The 21,567-nt window shown below is 37.3% G+C and carries 25 protein-coding genes; 2 read left to right on the top strand and 23 right to left on the bottom strand.

What is annotated here, in order from left to right:
• Nucleotides 1–57 precede the first annotated feature (57 nt).
• The 19 genes from hisC to LRP84_RS04625 all read right to left on the bottom strand — a co-directional run bounded on the left by hisC (nt 58) and on the right by LRP84_RS04625 (nt 16,161).
• The gene (gene hisC, locus LRP84_RS04715) at nt 58–1,170 is read right to left on the bottom strand and encodes a histidinol-phosphate transaminase (RefSeq protein ID WP_230574022.1); all 1,113 of its coding nucleotides are present in this window, start codon (nt 1,168–1,170) and stop codon (nt 58–60) included.
• Between the two features lie 14 nt (nt 1,171–1,184).
• Nucleotides 1,185–1,547 carry a chorismate mutase gene (gene aroH, locus LRP84_RS04710; RefSeq protein WP_230574021.1) on the bottom strand — a complete coding sequence of 121 codons (363 nt, stop codon included), beginning with the start codon at nt 1,545–1,547 and terminating at the stop codon, nt 1,185–1,187.
• On the bottom strand, nt 1,544–2,635 hold the full coding sequence (gene aroB, locus LRP84_RS04705) for a 3-dehydroquinate synthase (RefSeq protein WP_230574020.1): 1,092 nt from the start codon (nt 2,633–2,635) through the stop codon (nt 1,544–1,546). The genes aroH and aroB overlap by 4 nt, the downstream gene beginning before the upstream one ends.
• Nucleotides 2,635–3,807 (bottom strand): chorismate synthase, encoded by a 1,173-nt coding sequence (gene aroC, locus LRP84_RS04700; protein ID WP_230574019.1) that lies wholly within the window; start codon nt 3,805–3,807, stop codon nt 2,635–2,637. Before aroC ends, aroB begins: the two co-directional genes overlap by 1 nt.
• A gap of 167 nt (nt 3,808–3,974) precedes the next feature.
• A complete protein-coding gene (ndk, locus tag LRP84_RS04695) occupies nt 3,975–4,421 on the bottom strand; it encodes a nucleoside-diphosphate kinase (protein WP_230574018.1) in 447 nt (148 codons plus the stop codon).
• Nucleotides 4,422–4,543: 122 nt separating this feature from the next.
• A complete protein-coding gene (gene hepT, locus LRP84_RS04690) occupies nt 4,544–5,506 on the bottom strand; it encodes a heptaprenyl diphosphate synthase component II (protein WP_230574017.1) in 963 nt (320 codons plus the stop codon).
• Between the two features lie 188 nt (nt 5,507–5,694).
• Nucleotides 5,695–6,402, bottom strand: coding sequence for a demethylmenaquinone methyltransferase (locus LRP84_RS04685; RefSeq protein WP_230574016.1), 708 nt, complete (start codon nt 6,400–6,402; stop codon nt 5,695–5,697).
• A 37-nt stretch (nt 6,403–6,439) separates the two neighbouring features.
• Nucleotides 6,440–7,183 carry a heptaprenyl diphosphate synthase component 1 gene (locus LRP84_RS04680; protein WP_230574015.1) on the bottom strand — a complete coding sequence of 248 codons (744 nt, stop codon included), beginning with the start codon at nt 7,181–7,183 and terminating at the stop codon, nt 6,440–6,442.
• A 319-nt stretch (nt 7,184–7,502) separates the two neighbouring features.
• Complete coding sequence (gene folE, locus LRP84_RS04675) at nt 7,503–8,072, bottom strand: GTP cyclohydrolase I FolE (RefSeq protein WP_154709048.1); 570 nt, start codon at nt 8,070–8,072, stop codon at nt 7,503–7,505.
• 122 nt (nt 8,073–8,194) lie between these two features.
• Nucleotides 8,195–8,467, bottom strand: coding sequence for an HU family DNA-binding protein (locus LRP84_RS04670; protein ID WP_001043860.1), 273 nt, complete (start codon nt 8,465–8,467; stop codon nt 8,195–8,197).
• 288 nt (nt 8,468–8,755) lie between these two features.
• The gene (gene spoIVA / locus LRP84_RS04665) at nt 8,756–10,234 is read right to left on the bottom strand and encodes a stage IV sporulation protein A (RefSeq protein ID WP_230574014.1); all 1,479 of its coding nucleotides are present in this window, start codon (nt 10,232–10,234) and stop codon (nt 8,756–8,758) included.
• A 191-nt stretch (nt 10,235–10,425) separates the two neighbouring features.
• The gene (locus tag LRP84_RS04660) at nt 10,426–11,136 is read right to left on the bottom strand and encodes a YphF family lipoprotein (RefSeq protein WP_230574013.1); all 711 of its coding nucleotides are present in this window, start codon (nt 11,134–11,136) and stop codon (nt 10,426–10,428) included.
• 21 nt (nt 11,137–11,157) lie between these two features.
• Nucleotides 11,158–11,361, bottom strand: a complete 204-nt coding sequence (locus LRP84_RS04655) for a DUF2768 domain-containing protein (RefSeq protein WP_098309416.1) — start codon at nt 11,359–11,361, stop codon at nt 11,158–11,160.
• A gap of 277 nt (nt 11,362–11,638) precedes the next feature.
• Nucleotides 11,639–11,890 carry a stage VI sporulation protein F gene (locus LRP84_RS04650; protein WP_230574012.1) on the bottom strand — a complete coding sequence of 84 codons (252 nt, stop codon included), beginning with the start codon at nt 11,888–11,890 and terminating at the stop codon, nt 11,639–11,641.
• Between the two features lie 117 nt (nt 11,891–12,007).
• Nucleotides 12,008–13,030: an NAD(P)H-dependent glycerol-3-phosphate dehydrogenase gene (locus LRP84_RS04645; RefSeq protein WP_230574011.1), complete on the bottom strand. Its 1,023-nt coding sequence runs from the start codon at nt 13,028–13,030 to the stop codon at nt 12,008–12,010.
• An 18-nt stretch (nt 13,031–13,048) separates the two neighbouring features.
• Nucleotides 13,049–14,359: a ribosome biogenesis GTPase Der gene (gene der / locus LRP84_RS04640; RefSeq protein ID WP_230574010.1), complete on the bottom strand. Its 1,311-nt coding sequence runs from the start codon at nt 14,357–14,359 to the stop codon at nt 13,049–13,051.
• A gap of 120 nt (nt 14,360–14,479) precedes the next feature.
• Nucleotides 14,480–14,668, bottom strand: coding sequence for a capping complex subunit for YIEGIA (locus LRP84_RS04635; RefSeq protein ID WP_230574009.1), 189 nt, complete (start codon nt 14,666–14,668; stop codon nt 14,480–14,482).
• Complete coding sequence (locus LRP84_RS04630; protein WP_230574008.1) at nt 14,665–15,558, bottom strand: YIEGIA family protein; 894 nt, start codon at nt 15,556–15,558, stop codon at nt 14,665–14,667. The genes LRP84_RS04635 and LRP84_RS04630 overlap by 4 nt, the downstream gene beginning before the upstream one ends.
• Nucleotides 15,559–15,561: 3 nt before the next feature.
• Complete coding sequence (locus LRP84_RS04625; protein ID WP_230574007.1) at nt 15,562–16,161, bottom strand: YphA family membrane protein; 600 nt, start codon at nt 16,159–16,161, stop codon at nt 15,562–15,564.
• A gap of 116 nt (nt 16,162–16,277) precedes the next feature.
• Between LRP84_RS04625 and LRP84_RS04620 the strand changes: the two genes are divergently transcribed.
• Nucleotides 16,278–16,412 carry a YpzI family protein gene (locus tag LRP84_RS04620; protein ID WP_098309423.1) on the top strand — a complete coding sequence of 45 codons (135 nt, stop codon included), beginning with the start codon at nt 16,278–16,280 and terminating at the stop codon, nt 16,410–16,412.
• A gap of 388 nt (nt 16,413–16,800) precedes the next feature.
• On the opposite strand, the gene fni is transcribed toward LRP84_RS04620, so the two are convergent.
• The 4 genes from fni to LRP84_RS04600 all read right to left on the bottom strand — a co-directional run bounded on the left by fni (nt 16,801) and on the right by LRP84_RS04600 (nt 20,309).
• Nucleotides 16,801–17,850: a type 2 isopentenyl-diphosphate Delta-isomerase gene (fni, locus tag LRP84_RS04615; protein WP_230574006.1), complete on the bottom strand. Its 1,050-nt coding sequence runs from the start codon at nt 17,848–17,850 to the stop codon at nt 16,801–16,803.
• A gap of 12 nt (nt 17,851–17,862) precedes the next feature.
• Nucleotides 17,863–19,011, bottom strand: a complete 1,149-nt coding sequence (gene rpsA / locus LRP84_RS04610; RefSeq protein WP_230574005.1) for a 30S ribosomal protein S1 — start codon at nt 19,009–19,011, stop codon at nt 17,863–17,865.
• Between the two features lie 217 nt (nt 19,012–19,228).
• Nucleotides 19,229–19,906, bottom strand: a complete 678-nt coding sequence (gene cmk / locus LRP84_RS04605) for a (d)CMP kinase (RefSeq protein ID WP_230574004.1) — start codon at nt 19,904–19,906, stop codon at nt 19,229–19,231.
• 229 nt (nt 19,907–20,135) lie between these two features.
• On the bottom strand, nt 20,136–20,309 hold the full coding sequence (locus LRP84_RS04600) for a DUF5359 family protein (protein WP_098309426.1): 174 nt from the start codon (nt 20,307–20,309) through the stop codon (nt 20,136–20,138).
• 283 nt (nt 20,310–20,592) lie between these two features.
• Here LRP84_RS04600 and LRP84_RS04595 point away from each other — a divergent pair, with 283 nt between their 5' ends.
• Nucleotides 20,593–21,564: an asparaginase gene (locus LRP84_RS04595; protein ID WP_302850568.1), complete on the top strand. Its 972-nt coding sequence runs from the start codon at nt 20,593–20,595 to the stop codon at nt 21,562–21,564.
• Nucleotides 21,565–21,567: the final 3 nt, after the last annotated feature.

Genomic DNA, 21,567 nt, shown 5'->3' with positions numbered 1-21,567 from the left:
TCTTTACGCAAATAGGATGAAAAGAAACGACTCCTAATGATGGAGTCGTTTCTTTTCTTATGAATATGTCTCTTCTTTTTTCAAATTCTCTTCTACAAGTTCAGTAAGCACCGCAATAATCTCCGCGTTCTCTTCTTTCGTTCCAACCGTAATCCGAATACCGTTCGGTAAACCAAGTGGACCACCGGAACGAACGATGTATCCTTTTTGTAGTAGCCTTTCAAATACTTCATCTCCTGGAAGACCAAGCTCTAAAAAGATAAAATTCGCCTGTGATGGATAATAAAACACTTGATACTTCTCACAAAAATCATAATATTGCTGTAATCCTTTATTATTCACTTTCACACACTCTTGTAAAAACGCTTGATCTTCTATAGCCGCTTGTGCAACTACCTGTGCAATTGATGACGTATTAAATGGTAATCTTGCTACCTCTAACGAACGCATTAAGCTTTCATTTCCTACCGCATAACCAATGCGAAATGATGCTAATCCGTATGCTTTTGAAAATGTGCGTAGTACCATAAGATTTTCATACTTCTCTAGAAGTGGTAATGTTTGCGGATAATCTTTAGCCCCAGCATACTCATAGTATGCTTCATCCATAATAACAAGTGTTGTTTTCGGAACTGCCTCTAAGAATGAAAGTAACCGCTCCATTGAAACGTACGTTCCTGTTGGATTATTAGGGTTACAAATCCATACGATACGTGTATGCTCATCAACTTGTGCAAGCATTGCCTCTAAATCATGTGTACCCTCTTTTAAAGGTACTTCACGTACTTCTGCTTTTTCAATTACTGCATGATGACGATATTGTGAAAATGTCGGCTTTGCCATGACAACATTTGTTCCTTCTTGTAACAGAGAACGGCTAATCATTTGAATCACTTCATCTAAGCCGCTACCAAATAAAATTTGTTCCTTTTTTACATGAAGGTGATCTGCTAATTTTTCACGAAGAGCATACGCTGCACCGTCTGGATAGAGCGCATATTGCCCATCTAACGATGCCAAAGCTTCAGCTACACGTTTTGAACATCCAAATGGATTTTCATTTGATGCTAGCTTTACAATTTTAGATAACCCATATTGTCTCTTTACTTCTTCAATATTTCTACCTGGCACATACGCCTTTAACGACAATAATTGCTCTTTTACTTTCACTGGAATTCCCCCTATTATTTTTGTAAATCGGGCCTTAGCTGCACCGCTTTCTCTAAATAGATATGATGAATTTCATGCTGTAGTTTATTGGTCATAACCGTCATCATAACGCGAATACATTTCTCAAGAGCATTTGGCACTTCTATTTCTTGCATACACATGACCGGTACATAAGACCAACCCTTAATACGCCTTAATACAGCTGCCGGAAAACATGCATTTATATCTGCTGTTGTGGAAATTAATACAGATACAATATCAACAGGAGAAACTCTATTATTGCTTGCCATTTCTTTCACTAAACGCTCTGTTGCAGTCAATATTTCCTCTATTTCATTACAATCGACTGTAGTTGCGCCGCGAATCGCGCGAATCAAATAGACTCCTCCTCTCTTTGAAATGCTTCTAAAGCCGTTCGGACGGTCTCATCTGAAATAGATACGACATCCACTACCCCAATCTCCTGCATAACGACCATACGAATTGTTCCACCATTCGCTTTTTTATCTTGTTTCATCACTTGAACGAGGCGATTCACATCAAGTTTACTTGGCATGCTCGGATAGCCATATGCAGTAAACCACCGTTTAATCTCCTTATATTGAAGGTCTTTTTCATATATTTGTTCACTTAAAAAGATGGCAAATAACATGCCGATTGCAACACCATCACCATGTGTTATATTTCCATATCCCATCTCTTTTTCCAGAGCATGTCCAAGTGTATGCCCAAAATTTAAGTAAGCACGAACACCTTTTTCGGTTTCATCCTCTGCAACAATTTTTGCTTTTACTGGAATCGCGCGCTGCAGTGTATAAATTAACTTATCATCCCTTAAATCAGTCAATGTTTTCACTTCTTCACGCAGCCAATGATATAATTTTACATCCCCAATAAACGAATGTTTAATTACTTCTGCAAAACCAGAGCGCCATTCTTTTTCTGGAAGAGAATTTAAAAACGGAGTATGATAAATCACTGCCTCTGGCTGATGAAATGCACCAATCATATTTTTCCCAAGCGGATGATTGATTGCAACCTTACCTCCAACTGCACTATCATGGGCAAGTAACGTTGTTGGTACCTGTACAAATCGAATACCTCTCATAAACGTTGCTGCAACAAATCCCGCTAAATCTCCAATCATTCCACCGCCAAGTGCAATAATAAGCGAATGACGATCTAAGCCTTTTTCAAGCGCAAACGTTTGAACCGCATAATAATTTTCAAACGATTTTTCTTTTTCACCACTCGGAATAACAAATGAAAACACATCTTTTTCTAATTGCAAAGTATTTTTCACTTCATCTAGATGGAATGAAGCTACCGTTTCATCAGAAATCAGTAGAATACTTGAAACGGCTGGTTTCATATTTTCTATAATCTTTGATAATTGTAACAATGCATGAGCTCCAACATACACATTATATTGTTTGGAACCTGTTTGAATCTGTATTGTCTTCATCAAAATTCCCTCGCATATTCGTTATGTTTATCAATATTTTCACGAATTAAATCAATGCGATCCGTCCCAAATTGTTCAATCACGGCTGTAGCCAGTTCCCAAGCTACAACAGCTTCCGCTACAACACTTGCTGCTGGTACAGCACAGCTATCAGAACGCTCAATACTTGCTTGAAACGCTTCTTTCGTATCAATATCAATACTTTGCAGCGGTTTATATAAAGTTGGAATTGGTTTCATGACTCCGCGAACAACAACTGGCATACCTGTCGTCATACCGCCCTCTAATCCACCTGCATTGTTTGTACGTCTCGTATATCCATTATCTTTATCCCATAAAATCTCGTCATGAACAAGACTTCCTGGCTTACGAGCTGCCTCAAAACCAATCCCAATTTCCACACCTTTAAATGCATTAATACTCATAATTGCAGCTGCAAGTTTTGCGTCTAATTTACGATCATAATGCACATAACTTCCAACACCAACTGGCATACCTTCTATAACAACTTCGACGATCCCTCCGATAGAATCTCCGTTTGTTTTTGCATCATCAATTGCTTGCATCATTTTCTGCGCTGCTTCTTCATCTAAACAACGAACAGGAGATGCCTCTGTAATCGTTTGTAACTCTTCAATAGAGTTATACGACTGCTTCTCCGCTTTCACTCCTCCAATTTCAATTACATGCCCTGCTACTTTTATACCCAGTTCTTCTAAAATGCGCTTTGCAACAGCTCCAGCAGCTACACGAACCGTCGTTTCTCTAGCTGAAGAACGCTCTAATACATTGCGCATATCGCGATGACCATATTTAATCGCACCATTTAAATCTGCATGTCCTGGACGAGGTCGTGTAATTTGTCGTTTCATCTCTTTTGATTCTTCCTCTGTTAACGGCTCTGCTCCCATAATTTTTGTCCAATGTGTAAAATCACGATTTTCGACAACGAGCGTAATTGGTGCACCAATTGTATATCCATGACGCACACCACTTAAAATTTGAACTTGATCTTTTTCAATTTGCATGCGGCGTCCACGGCCATGCCCTTTTTGTCTTCTTGCTAATTCTGTATTAATATCCTCCGCTACTAAAGGTAAACCTGCCGGAATCCCCTCTAATATTGTCGTTAGTTGTGGTCCGTGAGATTCACCAGCTGTTATATATCGCATCGGTTATTCCCCTTTACTTCAGTATTTATGTAACACTATATCATAACCTCTATTGATTCGTAACTAATATGAAACAAAAAAGCGCAAGAAGGAATTCAGACATCCTTTCTTGCGCTTTTTCACTATATTCACTATCTTTAAAGCGTTTACAAATTATTTCAAAATAATTAGTAAATCCACTCATTCATTGATCTAGAATACTCAACTAACTCTTCTTTGTTAAAGAAAATACCGATTTCACGTTCTGCACTTTCAAGAGAATCTGAACCGTGAATAATGTTTTTCGCAACAGTTACTCCAAAGTCACCGCGAATTGTACCAGGTGCAGCTTCATTTGGTCTTGTTTTCCCCATCATGTTACGAGCTGTCTCAACAACACCTTCACCTTGCCATACCATTGCAAAAACAGGTCCAGATGTAATGAAATCTACTAATTCACCGAAGAAAGGTCTCTCTTTATGTTCAGCATAATGCTGTCCAGCAATCTCTGGTGTTACTTGCATAAGCTTAGCACCAACTAATTGAAAGCCCTTTCTTTCAAATCTAGCAACAATCTCCCCAATGACTGCACGCTGTACACCATCTGGTTTTACCATTAAAAACGTTTTTTCCATAATAAATCTCTCCACTTCCTATTATGTATGTAATTGTACATCCCCAAACACATAGTATCACCGTTATCAAAATTGTGCAACAGTTTTGAAATGGAGAGATTATTATTTTCCTCGAAAAACATTTAAAATTTACGTTTCCCTATATACTTTGCAACATTTTGCAATGCCAGTTTCGCCTGTCCACGAGGCAATGGCTTAATAACTTCTAATGCTTTATGTAAATATCTTTCACTAAATGCAAAAGCTTGATCAATTGCATTACTATTTTTGACCGCTTCAATAATTTCTTTCATTTCATTTGAAGGCGTATTTTCATTAACTCGAACAATTCTCTCGCGAAGTTTAGGATCTTCCATCGCATATAAAGCAGGAAGTGTAATATTACCTTGTAATAAATCTCCCCCTGCCGGTTTTCCAAGCTTTTCTTCTGTCGACACAAAATCTAAAATATCATCAATAATTTGATAAGACATGCCAACAAAGTAACCATACCAAAACAAACGATTGACTGTATCACGACATGCACCAGATGCAATTGCCCCTAATTGACAACTCGCAGCAATTAAAAGTGCCGTTTTTCGTTTAATACGGCGTAAATATGTTCGTAAATTTTGTCCAAAATCATACTTATCTTTAATTTGCTCAATTTCTCCTTTACACACTTCAAGAATTGTATGCGATAATGCTTTATGTACTTCTGGACTTTCTAAATTTGTAATGCACTCTAGAGACTTTGCAAATAAATAATCACCTGTATACATTGCAATGCGATCGCCCCAGTTTGCATTTACAGTCGCACTCCCTCTTCTTAAAAGAGCGGCATCAATTACATCGTCGTGCACAAGAGAAGCCATATGAATAAGCTCTAATGCAACGGCAACATGTTTAATTACATCAAGCTTATAATCTCCAAATTTTCCCGCAAGCAGAACGAAAACAGGTCGGATTCGTTTTCCACCGGCCTCAATCAGTTGCAACGCAGCTTCTTCCAGCAATTGTTGCTCAGAAGCAACAACTACTTTTAGTTCTTTCTCAATTTTATCAATATCCGATCGTAAAAAAGAATACATAAGTTGTAACTTCATATCGTTCACCTTAACCTAAAACTTCTTTTCTATTTTTATCCCGCTTTAAAGGGAAGTAAGACTCCCACCTCAAGATTGTGAGGAAACAAAAAAATAAAGATAGGCGGGAGAGAACCGCCCGTTAGAGCCCGATTGATGATACCTTTCCATCAACAAGGAATACAGTTCCTACTGATGATAATTTCACTTTATTTCGGCTTATAACCTAAGTGCATTGCTGCTACTCCAAAAGTAAACGGCTTTACTCTTACTTGTTCTAGTCCAGCTTCTTCAAACATACGAGCCAATTCTTTCATTCCTGGAAATGTGCTTGCTGATTCTTGTAACCACGAATATTCTTTATAACTTTTAGCAAATAGCCTTCCGAATAAAGGCATAATGTATTTAAAATATAAAAGATAACCTTGTCGAATCCCAATCATTGTCGGCTGCGATGTTTCTAAGCAAATAACCTTCCCACCCGGTTTTACAACACGAGTCATCTCTTTTAATACCTGTATATAATCCGGCACATTTCGGAGTCCAAATCCAATTGTGACATAATCAAACATATCATCCTCAAAGGGTAGTTCCATGGCATTACCATGAATTAATTCTACTCGATCCAATTGTAAAGCTTCCACTTTCTCTTTTCCAACCGAAAGCATATTTTTACTAAAATCTAATCCATATACTTTTCCATTTGAACCGACCGCATCAGCAAGCGCAATTGTCCAGTCAGCCGTTCCACAGCATACATCAAGCGCTGTGCTCCTAGGTTGAACATCCATAATTCGCATCGTTTCTTTGCGCCATGCTTTATGTCTTTGAAAGCTAATAACTGAATTCATTACATCGTATTTATTGTATATCTTCTCAAATACGTCATGTACTCTTTCTTCTTTTGATTGTTGCATGCTTTTACCCTTCTTCCAACTGTAAAATTCAAAATACTCAAGTCGCCTCTTTCAATGTGGAAAAAAATGTTTCAATCCCTGTATCATCTTGCATCAAAGTATTAATTTGACTTCGTATCTTTTTTATCGATTCGTTGTATACGTTTTCCACTTTCGTTTTATCATCAGAAGATAAAATCTTTTGAAATGCCGTAAATACTGGCGACGATTCTTTCTTCAAGAATATTTGATACTCAGTTTGCAAACGAGCTATTGCAAATATATTGTTAATTGTTGACTTTACATGTTTCACTTGAAAATGATCACACGTTTTTTGTAAAAGAGCCGATTCAATCATTCCTACACTGCTTAACATTTCTTCTATCGTTTCATATGTTTGCTGATATAACATAATTTTGTGTTCATTAATCTCTTTAATACCTTCTGCCAACGCACGAATCAGTACGATATCATGATTCATTGAAAGTAAATAATAATATAGCCCACTATAATAATCCCCTGCTAATACTGTTAGTTGGCGCCGCTTATGAGACCCATCCGTCTCCTCTTTATTTGATACTTTCTCATGTGTATCTAAAGCAATTTGTACAAGCATAATGGTTACTACGTAATGTTCAATTTGCTCTCTATGTAAGTTTGCACTTTTTAAAATGGAATATAAGAACGCTAATTTTTTTTCATCAATAACTGGTTCTTCAATGTACTTTATAAAATAAGGATGGCGTAGTTTTTTATATAGCTGCTCCTTTATATCCGTAAACCCTCCGTAGATGTTACCCACAAAAATCACCCTTGTTTTCTAATTCATAAAACCTATTATAACACATTCATTCATTTTTCTATAAAGAAAACTTGACGAAACGAAACAAAGTAAAAATTGATCTTTATTTCCCCTTATCCTGGCCGTTATATTGGTATAAAGTGGAACTTCTATCAGTGGTTTTTTTCATCCCCCATTGATGGTTAGTTGAACCAATCGGGCACATGCCAGCAGTTATTCCCCACCTATCTTCTCCGCTTCTCTCTGAATCTTGAGATGAGGGGTCTTATTGCCCACGAATAGCAGGATAAAAAAAGAAAAGCAGTTTCCTGCTTTCCTACTAATTAGTCTTAATAAAAGATAGAATCTCCGCACGTGCTGGTGCGTCCGTTTCTAACACACCACGCACTGCAGTTGTTACAGTTTTTGCACCAGGTTTTTTCACACCGCGCATTGTCATGCACATATGCTCTGCTTCTACAACAACCATTACACCATGCGGCTCTAACACTTCCATAATAGAATCTGCTACTGTTGATGTAATTCGTTCTTGCAATTGTGGTCGACGCGCAACTGTATCTACTGTACGTGCCAATTTACTTAACCCTGTTACTTTTCCACCACGTGGAATATATGCAACATGAGCAACGCCATAAAACGGAACGAGATGATGCTCACACATAGAAAAGAACGGAATATCTTTTACCAATACAAGCTCTTCATGCTCTTCACCAAACACTTTATGTAAATGTTCTTTTGGATCTTCATGCATACCAGAAAATACTTCTGCATACATCTTCGCAACACGTTTTGGTGTATCTAATACTCCCTCACGATTTGGATCGTCCCCAATTGCTTCTAAAATAAGACGTACTGCATGTTCGATCTGTTCTAAGTTTACATTTGCCATCCGCTAGCCCTCCCGAATAAAACCTAAAAATACTACGAACACATTCTAGCATATATATGTTTTTAAAAGCAAAAAGAAGAGTTTCCAATAAGGAAACTCTTCTTCCCCGTAATATGTAAGGATTATTTAACCGCATCTTTTAGCGCTTTACCAGGTTTGAATGCAGGTACTTTGCTTGCCGCGATTTCAATTTCCTCACCAGTTTGTGGGTTGCGTCCTTTACGAGCCGCACGCTCACGAACTTCGAAGTTACCAAATCCGATAAGTTGTACTTTATCACCTTGCTTTAAAGCTTCTAAGATGGAATCAAAAACAGCGTCAACTGCTTTTGTTGCGTCCTTTTTAGAAAGGGAACTTGCTTCTGCAACAGCATTGATTAAATCTGTCTTGTTCATGCCATTCACCTCCTCCCAAAGATACGACTGTATAATGATCATAAAATGAGTCTTACCTTCATTTGTAGGCAATTTTTACAAATTCTATACTACAAAGATGTAGATAAAATCATTATCAAGGCCTATATTATACGATTCTCCTTTATAATTCAATATTTTTAAAGAAAATGTTGCCACGAAAATGTGAAAAACTGATGAAACTTGACAATCACCTATAAAGTGTTAGATAATGGCATTTTGTTTTTCTATGAAAAACAAAAAAAGACTCCCCAATAAGGAGTCTTTCAATTATAAAATAATTGCTATTAAGCCGCCAGATCCTTCATTTATAATTCGTTCTAGCGTTTCTTTTAATTTATAACGAGCATTTTCTGGCATTAATGATAATTTTGCCTGAATCCCTTCTCGAACGATAGAGCTAAGTGATCGCCCAAAAATGTCCGAATTCCAAATAGAAAGTGGGTCATCTTCAAAATCTTGCATTAAATAGCGAACAAGCTCTTCACTTTGCTTTTCTGTTCCAATAATTGGTTCAAATGTTGATTCCACATCAACTTTAATCATATGAATAGATGGGGCAACAGCTTTTAATTTCACACCAAAGCGCGATCCATGTCGAATAATTTCCGGCTCATCTAAGCTCATATCTGCTAGTGCCGGTGCTGCAACACCGTATCCTGTTTGTTTTACCATTTTTAGTGCATCTGCAACTTGATCATATTCCGTTTTCGCATAAGCGAAGTCAAGCATTAACTTTAATAAATGATCTCTACCACGAATTTCAACGCCTACCACTTCTTTTAAAATTTGATCGTACAATTCATCTGGTGCATATAAGTCTATCTCTGCAACACCTTGCCCCATATCAATTCCTGCAAGACTTGCACGATCAATAAATTCATATTGACTAAATTGCCATACAACGCGGTCAACATCACGAAGACGCTTAATATCTTTTACTGTTTCTTGGACAGCCTCTTGATAGCTTTGACGAAGCCAGTGGTTGTCATTTAACACCATTACCCAACTCGGAAGATTTACATTCACTTCTAAAACTGGGAACTCGTATAATGCCTCGCGCAGTACATTATATACATCCCCTTCTCTTAACCCTTCTACGCTCATTGCTAACACTGGAATATCATATTCTTCTACTAAACTTTGACGAAGTTGTTCTGTATCAGGATGATATGGCTGTACTGTATTAATAATCATAATGAAAGGTTTTCCTACTTCTTTTAATTCATTTACGACCCGGCCTTCCGCTTCAATGTAATCACGGCGGGGGATTTCTCCAATTGTTCCATCAGTTGTAATAACTACACCTATTGTAGAATGTTCTTGAATTACTTTCCGTGTCCCAATTTCCGCTGCTTCATGAAATGGAATCGGTTCTTCATACCATGGTGTATTAATCATACGTGGTCCATTTTCGTCTTCATATCCTTTCGCTCCTGGGACAGTATAACCTACACAATCTACTAAGCGGATATTCACATCGAGTCCATCATCAACATGGATAGAAACCGCTTGGTTTGGAACAAATTTGGGCTCCGTTGTCATTATTGTACGTCCTGCTGCACTTTGCGGCAGTTCGTCTTGTGCACGCTGACGATCCGAATCGTTTTCGATATTAGGAATAACAACTAGCTCCATAAACTTCTTAATAAAAGTAGATTTTCCTGTTCGAACAGCTCCTACAACCCCTAGATAAATATCACCGCCTGTACGCTCAGCGATATCTTTAAAAATATCAACCTTTTCCAAGTGATTCCCTCCCTCAACATTTTTGGGAATAAATCATGATTATTCTTGTAGTTTGGACTGTACAGCATATGATTTTGTCCCAATTTCATATGACTATTTAAAAAGAACTTTTTGTATACGATGCAAATGTTTCAAGAAGTTAAAAACCCTTCTTCTAGAACTTATTCGTTAGAAGAAAGGTTCATGACTTATCACTTAAAAAAAATTGGTTCTTTGTTCTTTACTGTATACGGTAAGGAATACACCGGTACAAATGGAGTATGTTTCACAAGCAACTGGCGAATATCTTCTCCTTCTTTCACTTCATCACCATATTTTTGTAACATGTCGTATAAGTCAACGCGATAATCAATATATACTTCACCTTTCTCATCAATAACAAAAGGTAGATTCTTACCAGAATATGGGCTTTCCACTTGAGGAATTTCTTTATATCCCATTTTTTTATAATCAAGCTCATACACACCATCTGTAATTATTTTTTTAAACGGTGGATATTTATGCTCATCACGATAGATTTGTAGTTTCAACTTTAAATCTTGAATCTGTTCAGCCGTTCGAACATCAATTAATTTCACAGTTGGATTTGTTTCTACATCAACTAATACATACTGATAAATGCCTCCGCTTTCAAAAGCATTTCCAGGTGGTTCTTGCATAAGCCCAGGCGTAATCTTTTGAAAATCAATTGGATATTTTTGATAGATTGGTGTATTCATATCGCGTGTTTTAATAGGCAATATATTATCATTTTGTTCTCTATATGTATTAACTGCTGTTTGCACCGCTTGTAATTGATCTTCATATGGTACTACATTTTGTTGTACTTTTTCTTTCGGATATAGACACCCAGATAACATGCTGGTGCAACACAATACGATAATCATTAGCGTTTTCTTCATCAGAAATCCGTCCTTTAGTTTCTATTGTTCAATTGGCCCACTAAATACAACAAGAAAAATAATAAGTCCCGACACAATCATACAGGCATATGCAAACAAAGCTGTAAACCCTTTCAAAAACGTATTCTTTATTTTATGGCGACTTAACAAAATGAAAATAACAGCAATAAACATGAGAGCCATTGCTCCCAAAGAAAACCACATCTTTATAAGTCCAACAGACATATATACACCCCTTTATTTTAATGTATTTTCCTACTATTTTAACAAATTATAACTTTTAAACAAATAGAAACAATTTATTTATTCCATTCAAACTGAAAATAAGACGAAACTTCACTACCGAAGGACTAACGGTATACATTCACATATAATGAAACCAATAAAAAACCGAAGCGAACGAGACCTTTTCGCTTCGGTTGACCAAATACTCCCACAAACAGCTCATATTCATTCCTTCATCATATCGTATGCAATATATATAACAGTGGTTTCTCGTACTTTATTTTTTAAACATTTTACTTAATGAGCTAAAATCGGTTGGCATGTTATTATTAATAATCGCATTTACAATTTGATCTTCTTTCTCTTTTGATACATCTCTTCCTGCCATCGTTGCAACTTGATGAATTAACTGACGTAATACTTGCTCATCTCGCAAATTTGCATTTTGAACAGAAGAAGCTAATTTAAAAATATCATCTTTATTTACTTTCGATTGCTTTTCAATATTGTTGAATAAATTATTATCCACCTTGTTCACCCTCTCTTGTAATCTACACTTCATCGTATGCAGAAAAAAAAGAATGGTGAAAAGACCCAAAATAAGAAAAAGCTGTACAAATGTATCTTTACACTTGTACAGCTTTTCTTACAACAAATCTGGAATTTCTTCTACTTCGTGTTTACGTACACGCCCCATCAGCGTTCCAACAGCATCTTTTACATTTTTTCCATTAAATAATACATCATATAAGACAGCTGTAATTGGCATTTCTACATTCATTTTCTTTGCCATCTCATGTGCAGCTTTTGTTGTCCGCACACCTTCAACAACCATCCCCATATTATCTAACACTTCGTTTAACGAGCAACCTTTACCAAGCAAGTTACCAGCACGCCAATTTCGGCTATGGACACTCGTACACGTTACAATTAAATCTCCCATACCTGTCAAGCCAGCAAACGTTAAGGGATTACCACCCATTTTACGACCCAAACGAGCAATTTCTGTTAAACCACGCGTCATAAGTGCCGCCTTTGCATTATCACCTAAACCAAGTCCATCAGTAATACCAGCAGCAAGGGCAATAATATTTTTTAACGCTCCGCCAAGTTCAACTCCAACAATATCTGGGTTTGTATATACACGAAAATAACTATTCATAAATAAGTCCTGGACTTCTTCAGCTGCTTCCATACGCTTTGCAGCTGATGTAACTGTTGTAGCTTGACGCAATCCAACTTCTTCTGCATGACTCGGTCCCGATAAGACAACAACATCTCGAATGAGATGTTCCGGAATTTCTTCTTCAATCACTTCCGAAATACGCTTTGAAGTTCCCGGTTCAATTCCTTTACTCGCATGAATCCATGTAATTGGCTGCGAAACAAGTTCTTTCATATTTTGCAATACTTCTCTGTATGCTTTTGTAGGTACAACGAGAAGTACTGTATCTACCCCTGCTAATGCTTCTTCTAAGGAAGGATAGGCAACGACACTGGCTGGCAATGTAATCCCCGGTAGATAACGACTATTTTCATGTTTTTCATTAATTTCATTCATGAGTTCTACTCGGTTTCCCCAAAGACGTACATCATGGCCGTTGTCAGCTAATACCATTGCTAACGCCGTTCCCCAGCTACCTGCTCCTACTACTGTGATTTTTTTCATAAAATCACACCCTCTCCATTAGTCTCGTGCTCTTGCAATAACTTTAATCGGCGTTCCTACGAAACCAAACGCATCACGCAGACGGTTTTTCAAGAAACGCTCATACGAGAAGTGCAGTAACTCTGGATCATTTACGAATACAACAAATGTCGGTGGTTTCACCGCGACTTGTGTTGCGTAGAAGATTTTCAAACGTTGTCCATTATGTGTTGGTGTTGGATTCATTGCAACAGCATCCATAATTACGTCGTTTAAAACGTTTGTTTGTACACGAATACTATGACTTGCATTTACCTCATTAATAACAGGAAGCAATGTATGTGTACGTTTTCTCGTTTTTGCAGATAAAAATACGATTGGTGCATAATCTAAAAATTGGAAGTGAGCACGAATATTCTCTTCGAATTCCTTCATCGTTTTCTCATCTTTTTCAACCGCATCCCATTTATTTACAACGATAATAACAGCACGACCTGAATCATGCGCATATCCAGCGATTTTTTTATCTTGTTCAATAATTCCTTCTTCACCATCTAAAACAACTAAAACAACGTCAGAGCGTTCAATTGCTCGAAGCGCGCGAAGTACACTATATTTTTCGGTACTTTCATATACTTTTCCTTTTTTACGCATTCCTGCAGTATCAATGATAACGTAATCTTGTCCATCTTTACTGTACGGAGTATCAACTGCATCACGAGTTGTACCCGCTACATTACTAACGATTACACGCTCTTGACCAAGCAATGCATTTACCATTGATGATTTCCCAACATTCGGACGACCAATTAAACAGAATTTAATTGTTTCATCATCGTATGCTTCTTCTTCAATTTTCGGGAAATGTTTTGCTGCTTCATCTAATAAGTCTCCTAACCCTAAACCATGTGTACCAGAAATCGGAAATGGCTCTCCAAATCCTAACGCATAAAAATCATAAATATCGCTGCGCATCTCTGGGTTATCTATTTTGTTGACCGCTAATACAACCGGCTTTTTAGAACGATATAAAATCTTTGCAACCTCTTCATCCGCAGCTGTTACACCGTCGCGACCATTCGTCATAAAAATAATAACATCAGCTTCATCAATCGCAACTTCTGCTTGTTGACGAATTTGTGTCAAAAATGGCTCGTCCCCAATATCAATTCCACCTGTATCAATAACGTTAAACTCATGATTTAACCATTCTCCTGCACTATAAATACGATCTCGTGTTACACCAGGAATATCTTCTACAATCGACACTCTTTCCCCAACAATTCTATTGAAAATAGTAGATTTTCCAACGTTTGGGCGTCCTACTATTGCCACTACCGGTTTTGGCATATACTTTCATCCTTTCTATTCGCTTCTGTTATTATGTAAAAAACCCTTCTTTGTGCAAGAAGGGATTTGCATTCCAGAATATTTCTCTTCATATCAAAACATCTCATATTATAGCACATTTCAAGAATGTTTCACAATAATATATAAGTTCTCTTGTAAGCGATGTGCAATTCCATCTATAATCGCCTCTAAATTATTGGCTACAAACTCCATTTCTTCTACTGTCTCACATACAAACAATGGAGCACCACCAGCGAATTTTTCTGGAATTGTTGTAATGACAGCAAGAATACATTTTTCTAATATCATCCTTTATCTCCCCTTCCGTTAGGAGCCTCAGAAGCCATATGAACCGCACTTTCTAACGTCGGAACATTTCCGATAACTTGGATAGCTTTCTTCACATCTTGATCTTGCGGCAAAACAAACACACCTATTCTTCCATCATTTAAATCCCGTTTTGCAAGTGGTACAAGTGCTGGTGTTCCAGAATCTCGATAAATACCAAGTGCAACAGACATATCATGCAAAATGGCTTGCCTTTGACCTAAATTCGCTAATGTTATTCGTGCATCAATAGACTTTGGTTTCAAAATAAACCCCATGCCATACTTCATAATTTCTTTTTGTCTCGCTGGTAAACCAATATTCATAATATAAATATTATCTACATAAAGACCAGCTCCTTCAAAATGCGGTGGCACATGTTCAATTTCAACAAGGTCGCGCAGTCGTTTACCAGACATTAACATTTTCGAAACAAAGAAACTTATTATTCCAGCAAAAATACCGGCATACCACGATTTAAACCCTAAATACGCAAAGCTGGTTACAAAAGATGTTAACATCGCTAAATAGTTACGGCTTTCAAACACAAGTGCAATTCCTTCAATATATGTATTACCCCGTGGGACAAGCTCATATCCGTCTAGTTGCTGCAGTGTATTACGCTCCATATTACGCACATCACGAAACTGCGATGCCGCTAATGTCAGAAATGTAATGGCGGAGAAATCTTTCTTCAAAATAGATGGGATTGCAACTGCCCCAAGAGCAGACGCAGTAATTCCCATTGCAATATGAATAATCTTGCCATGCAAGCGAGTTGGATACTGCCTTGTATCAGTTTGAAGCATTAAAATTCGTGTAACTGTCCCAACAATTACTCCAAGTAAAATGGCCGATGTATATGAGTTCATAAACTACCCTTGCCCCTCCTTCACTTGTTTTTGCTTAAATTGCCCTGTGTATGTCATTATTTTTCCAACGCCATATAGAAGACTAAAGAACATTGTGGACACAGCAATCATATTAAAAAACTGCAAGCTTCCCAGTTGATACGGAAAATTGAAGTTCTTTAAGACAAAAGCTACAAACAACTCACCTTGCAAAACCCCTACATATAATCCCCATATACGTAATAGACGGTCTCGATGCAATAAAATAGATGTATAAACGAGAATACCACTCAGCATCCATGTACGATTTATGACAATCCAAATTGGATCGTATAATTCTATTAAAGAAAAACTTGTATATAGCATTGCAATTATAAGCGCACAAAGTAAAGTATAGATTTTTTTCCATACTGAATATACTGCAATTCCAACAAATGAAATTCCGCCCAGCAAAAGAGCATTTACTGAGATTGTAAAAGAAGAAATTGAAATCACTGTTTGCGAACAACTAATAAATAATAAAATGGCAGCACTAACACAAAGTCTAAACGTATCTTTTTTCAAAAAAAATGTTGCAACAATCCATCCCATCCACGCTAAAAAATAAAAATAACTTCCTTCCACGTTATCACCTCCTATTATTTCCATTATGGGGATTTTTCATGAAAAATAATCCTGTTCCACAGCTGCATATTTTTAAAAATAACAGCAACACTTTGTACTAAGGAGGTGGGGACACCATGGGTAAAGATCGTCAAGAAAAAAAATTGAAACAATCGCGACGTGTAGAATCTGATCGCAGTCAGTCACTACAATATCCGGGCGCAACAGGGTTCGATACACCGGAGCAAGCGCGAAAACAAAATCAACATTAAAACAAAAACAGCCAACGTGTCGTTGGCTGTTACTTTGTTACTCGGTATTAATGAGCAGTAAGATTTCTGCCTCGAAATTCAAAGATGTATCTTATAAACAAAAAAACAACCGAACGGTTGATTTTTCCCTTGCTCTATCAAACAATAAAGTGAAACTCCCATCAGTGGAGGTTTTCTTCATCCCCCACTGATGGAAAGCCCGCTCAATCGGGCTTTTACGGACAGTAAGACCCCCACGCCTCAAAGATAGGTGGGGGGTCCTACTGTCCGTTAATGCAGGATAAAAAACCAATTAACAGAGCTGGCTACCAGTGCAGAATGCAAAAAATACAGCGTTAAGGATTCACTTTATTTTTACTTCGCCAAAAACCCCCTAGATAGAGTTCGTTCAGCGCTTACTATATATTGTTGTATCAATCCCACGCTGGATAAGCCAATGGTATGTATCACCATTAATAACAATCGGCACTCGTTGAAGCTCAGCGATTGTTCGCGCCCCCAGCGCTGTCATTATAAACTGCAAATCTCTATGTAGTAATTCTATTTCTTCTATTAATTTCTCAATACCTTCATTTATCAGTATTCGTAAAAAATGGCCAGCACATGCCGCAGCCGATGCTCCTAATGCTAATGCTTTCGCTACATCAAGTGCTGTTTGAATACCACCCGATGCAATAATAGAGAGGTTTTTTTGTATAGAGGATGCTTCAATTAAAGACGAAACAGTCGGAATGCCCCACTCATTGAAATAAGGAAGCACTCTCTGCCTTCTTTCATTTTCAACCGCAGCAAAGTTCGTGCCGCCATAACCGCCAATATCTATAGTAGAAACACCAACATTGGCTAAATTCTCTACCGTTTCTTTACTCATACCAAAACCAACTTCTTTTACTATAACAGGAACAGAAGAATACTTTACAATTTGTTCGATTCTCTCTAATGTACCTGTAAAATCTCTATCGCCTTCTGGCATTGTCAACTCTTGAATAACGTTCAAATGAATTTGCAATGCATTTGCTTCAAGCATATCAACAGCTCGCTGTGCTTGTTCTACTGTTGCTTCGCTTCCTAAGTTTGCAATAACAATTCCATTCGGATTCGTTTTTCTCACAATTTTATAAGATGCAGCTTCTTGAGGATCTTTTAACGCTGCCATTTGCGAACCGACAGCCATCGCAAGCTGATGCTGATGCGCCGCCCAGGCTAGTTGTTCGTTAATATGTAGTGTGTGCTCTCCGCCACCACCAGTCATCGCATTGATAAAAATCGGCGAACTTAGAGAAAGTTCGCCGATTTCCGTTTGAAATGATATACTTTCATAACTTATATTTGGTAAGCTTTGATGAACAAAAGCAATGTCACGAAAGCCATGTGTACGAGACTGTCCGGTAGAAAGAGCATACTCAATATGTTCTAATTTACGCTTTGCTCTTACCACACATATCCCTCATTATTTCTTTAATTTTTTTAGCTGTTCTCCAATAATATCACCTAATTGGAATGTTGCAGAATCAGAAGCTGGTTCATATTTACTGTAATCTTCTGTTACATTATTTTCTTCAAGCGCTTCTTTTATACTTAAGGAAATACGCTTTTCTTCTGAATGAACTTCTAACACCTTTACTTTCACGTCTTTTCCGATTTCTAATACTTCATTCGGATTTTTCACATGACGATTTGCAATTTGTGAGACATGTACAAGCCCTTCTACACCAGGAAGAATCTCAACAAACGCTCCGAAAGTAACAAGGCGTTTTACTTTCCCGTCTAATATATCGCCTGTTTTTACTTGATTTGCAACATTCCCCCAAGGGCCTGGCTGCGCTGCTTTAATAGATAGAGAAATACGCTGTGTATCAGCATCAACAGATAAAACTTTTACTTTTACAGTTTGTCCCTGTGTTAAGACATCAGCTGGTTGTTCTACACGGTCATGAGAGATTTGTGAAATATGAACTAAACCATCCACACCACCAACATTTACAAACGCTCCGAAATCAGTTAAACGTTGTACCGTTCCTTCTACAACATCGCCTTCTTTTAAAGAAGCAACCGCTGCTTTTTTCTTCGTATCTAACTCTTGTTCTACGACTGCCTTATGAGAAAGAATAACACGATTTTTCTCACGGTCTAATTCTACAATTTTTACTGCTAATGTTTTCCCTTTATAATCAGTAAAATCTTCGACGTAATGCACTTCTACAAGTGAAGCAGGAATAAAACCACGCACACCAAGGTCAACAACTAGACCTCCGTTAACGATATCTTTGATTGTTACATCAAATACTTCACCTGATGTAAATTTCCCTTGTAATACTTCCCATGCTTTTTCTGCATCTACAGCACGTTTAGATAACACTAGATCATCATCTTCTAATTTAATTACTTTTAATTCAAGAGTTTGTTCTACTTCTACAACATCGCCCGCTTTTTCAATATGGACATTCGCCAATTCACTAATTGGAATGACACCATCAGTTTTGTACCCAACATTCACAAATACTTGCTTTTCTTCGACCTTTGTTACTGTACCTGTAACAATGTCACCTACTTGTAATGCCTTTGTGTCGACAACTTCTTCATTCATTTTTTCTACCATGGAAATACCTCCCTACTGAAATGTCAAAGCATCTTTATGTATATACGAAATGGAAACAATAGCTTCCATTTGCATGTATGTAAAATATTTAGAAAATACCCTCTTTTACTAACTTCTAACAAATCGATGGATTTGTCAAGGAAATTGTCTCATTAATTAACAGGAAGAATCGTATGTTTCAAGAAACAAAAATAAGGAAAGAGGCTATCCTCTTCCCTTATTTTGCGAACGTTACCGATACAATATCCATAATCTTTTGAACTACTTCTTCAATAGATAAAGATGTTGTATCTAATTCAACTGCATCCTCGGCTTTCTTTAACGGAGACACTTCACGTTCAGAATCTAATTTATCACGGCGCGCAATTTCTTCTTTTAGTTGTTCTAAATTAGATGTAAATCCTTTTTGAGTATTTTCTAAATGTCTTCTCTCTGCTCGTTCCTCAACAGAAGCTAACATGAAAATTTTCACTTCCGCATTCGGCAATACGTGCGTTCCAATATCGCGGCCATCCATAACAACGCCGCCTTTTTCTGCTAACCCTTGCTGACGACGTACCATTTCTTCACGAACGAGACGATGTCTTGCCACAATTGATACACGATTTGTTACTTCTGGTGTGCGAATCACTTCTGACACATCTTGTCCATTTAAAAAAACAAGTTGTACATTTTCTCTATGTTGAAATTTAATATCTATATTTTTTATGACTTCCATTAACTTTTCTTCATTTTCAATATCAACACTTTGCTGCAGTGCCGCATACGTTACTGCGCGATACATTGCACCCGTATCAATATAAACATAAGAAAGTTTTTTAGCAACAATTTTGGCAACCGTACTTTTTCCTGCAGCTGCAGGGCCATCAATTGCAATCGAAATTCGTTTATCCATTGTAACACCCCATTTTTCACTTATAAAAACAGAAGGAAAAGCAGGTACGTCCCCCCTGCTTCTCTCATGATTGTTTCACTTTGCATTAACAGGCAGTAAGAGCCTGATTGATTGATTGAATTAACGATCGACGTGGAGAAAAATTCTCCTACTAATAATCGTTTCACTTTATTCCGTTTCAAGTCCTCAACTATTGTAGCATAATCCTTCTTAGAAGCAAATGAAAAAGCTATTGATTCACCTCTAAAATATTTGTCATAACCCCTTTTGTTACTCCTTCATAATATACAACTTTTGATACATATTTCGCTATATGCTCTTGGGTTAAAAGTAATTGGACAATACATAGACAAAGACATTGTCCAATAAGTAAACGAATTAAAATCTTCTCTATTTTCTTCAAACTCCACATCTCCTTTTACTTATTATCTCGCTACTTTTTGTCAGCAAAACTCCCGCTTCAAGATTTTGAGGAAACAAAGCAGATAGATTGTAAATAACTGCTGGCATACGTCCGATTGGTTCAACTAACCAACAGTGGGGATGAAGCCCCCCCACTGTCGGAAGTTTCACTTTATTTTCATTGTGATAATCTCTTATAAGTTTTATACTTTTTCATTGTCGAATTCAGTCAAATCATGTTATGTTCTTAATGTATTTTCATTGATTGGAGAGGGGTAAAGGCATTGAAAAAAATTCTTGTTTTACACACAGGTGGAACAATTGCGATGGAAGAAGATAAAGAAACTGGGGTTGTTCAACCTGGCGCGCAAAATCCACTTTTAAAATTCATTCCAAATTTAGAAGAAGATATCGATTTAATTGTTGAAGATGTCTTTCATCTTCCATCTCCTCACATGACACCAAATGAAATGCTGCAATTGCAAGTCATGATTGACGAGAAGGTTAAGAACGATAACGTGCAAGGAATTGTTATTACACACGGAACAGACACGTTGGAAGAGACAGCTTATTTTCTTGACTTGACTGTACAAGCCGATGTCCCAATTGTCGTGACAGGAGCAATGCGTTCAAGTAATGAATTAGGTGCGGACGGTTTATATAATTTTTTATCAGCAGTTAAAGTTGCTAGTAGTGAAGAAGCAAAAGGAAAAGGTGTCCTTGTCGTATTAAACGATGAAATTCACTGTGCAACGAATGTGACAAAAACACATACAAGTAACGTAGCAACATTCCAAAGTCCACAATATGGGCCAGTTGGAATGGTAACGAAGCGCGGCGTTGTCTTTCACCAAGCATTAGTACATCACGAAAAATATGCCGTTACACAAATTACAAAAAATGTTGTCGTATTAAAGGCATATGCAGGTATGGATGATACGTTATTAGCTGCAATTGAACAGCTACCGGTTGATGGAATTATCATCGAAGCACTTGGACAAGGAAACTTACCGCCACGCACACTTCCTGCACTGCAACGTTTAATAGCTAAAGATATTCCAGTTGTTCTTGTTTCTCGCTGCTTCAACGGCATTGTTCAAGATGTATATTCTTATGAGGGTGGCGGTAAACAATTGAAAAACATGGGCGTTATCTTCACATATGGTTTAAATGCTCAAAAAGCACGTATTAAGCTGCTTGTTGGGCTAGAAGTAACAAAAGAACAAATAGAGATTCAAGCTATGTTTAAACATTAATAT

Source organism: Bacillus rhizoplanae, from assembly GCF_917563915.1.
GTDB classification, from domain to species: domain Bacteria; phylum Bacillota; class Bacilli; order Bacillales; family Bacillaceae_G; genus Bacillus_A; species Bacillus_A rhizoplanae.
This window is presented reverse-complemented; position numbering and strand designations above follow the sequence as displayed.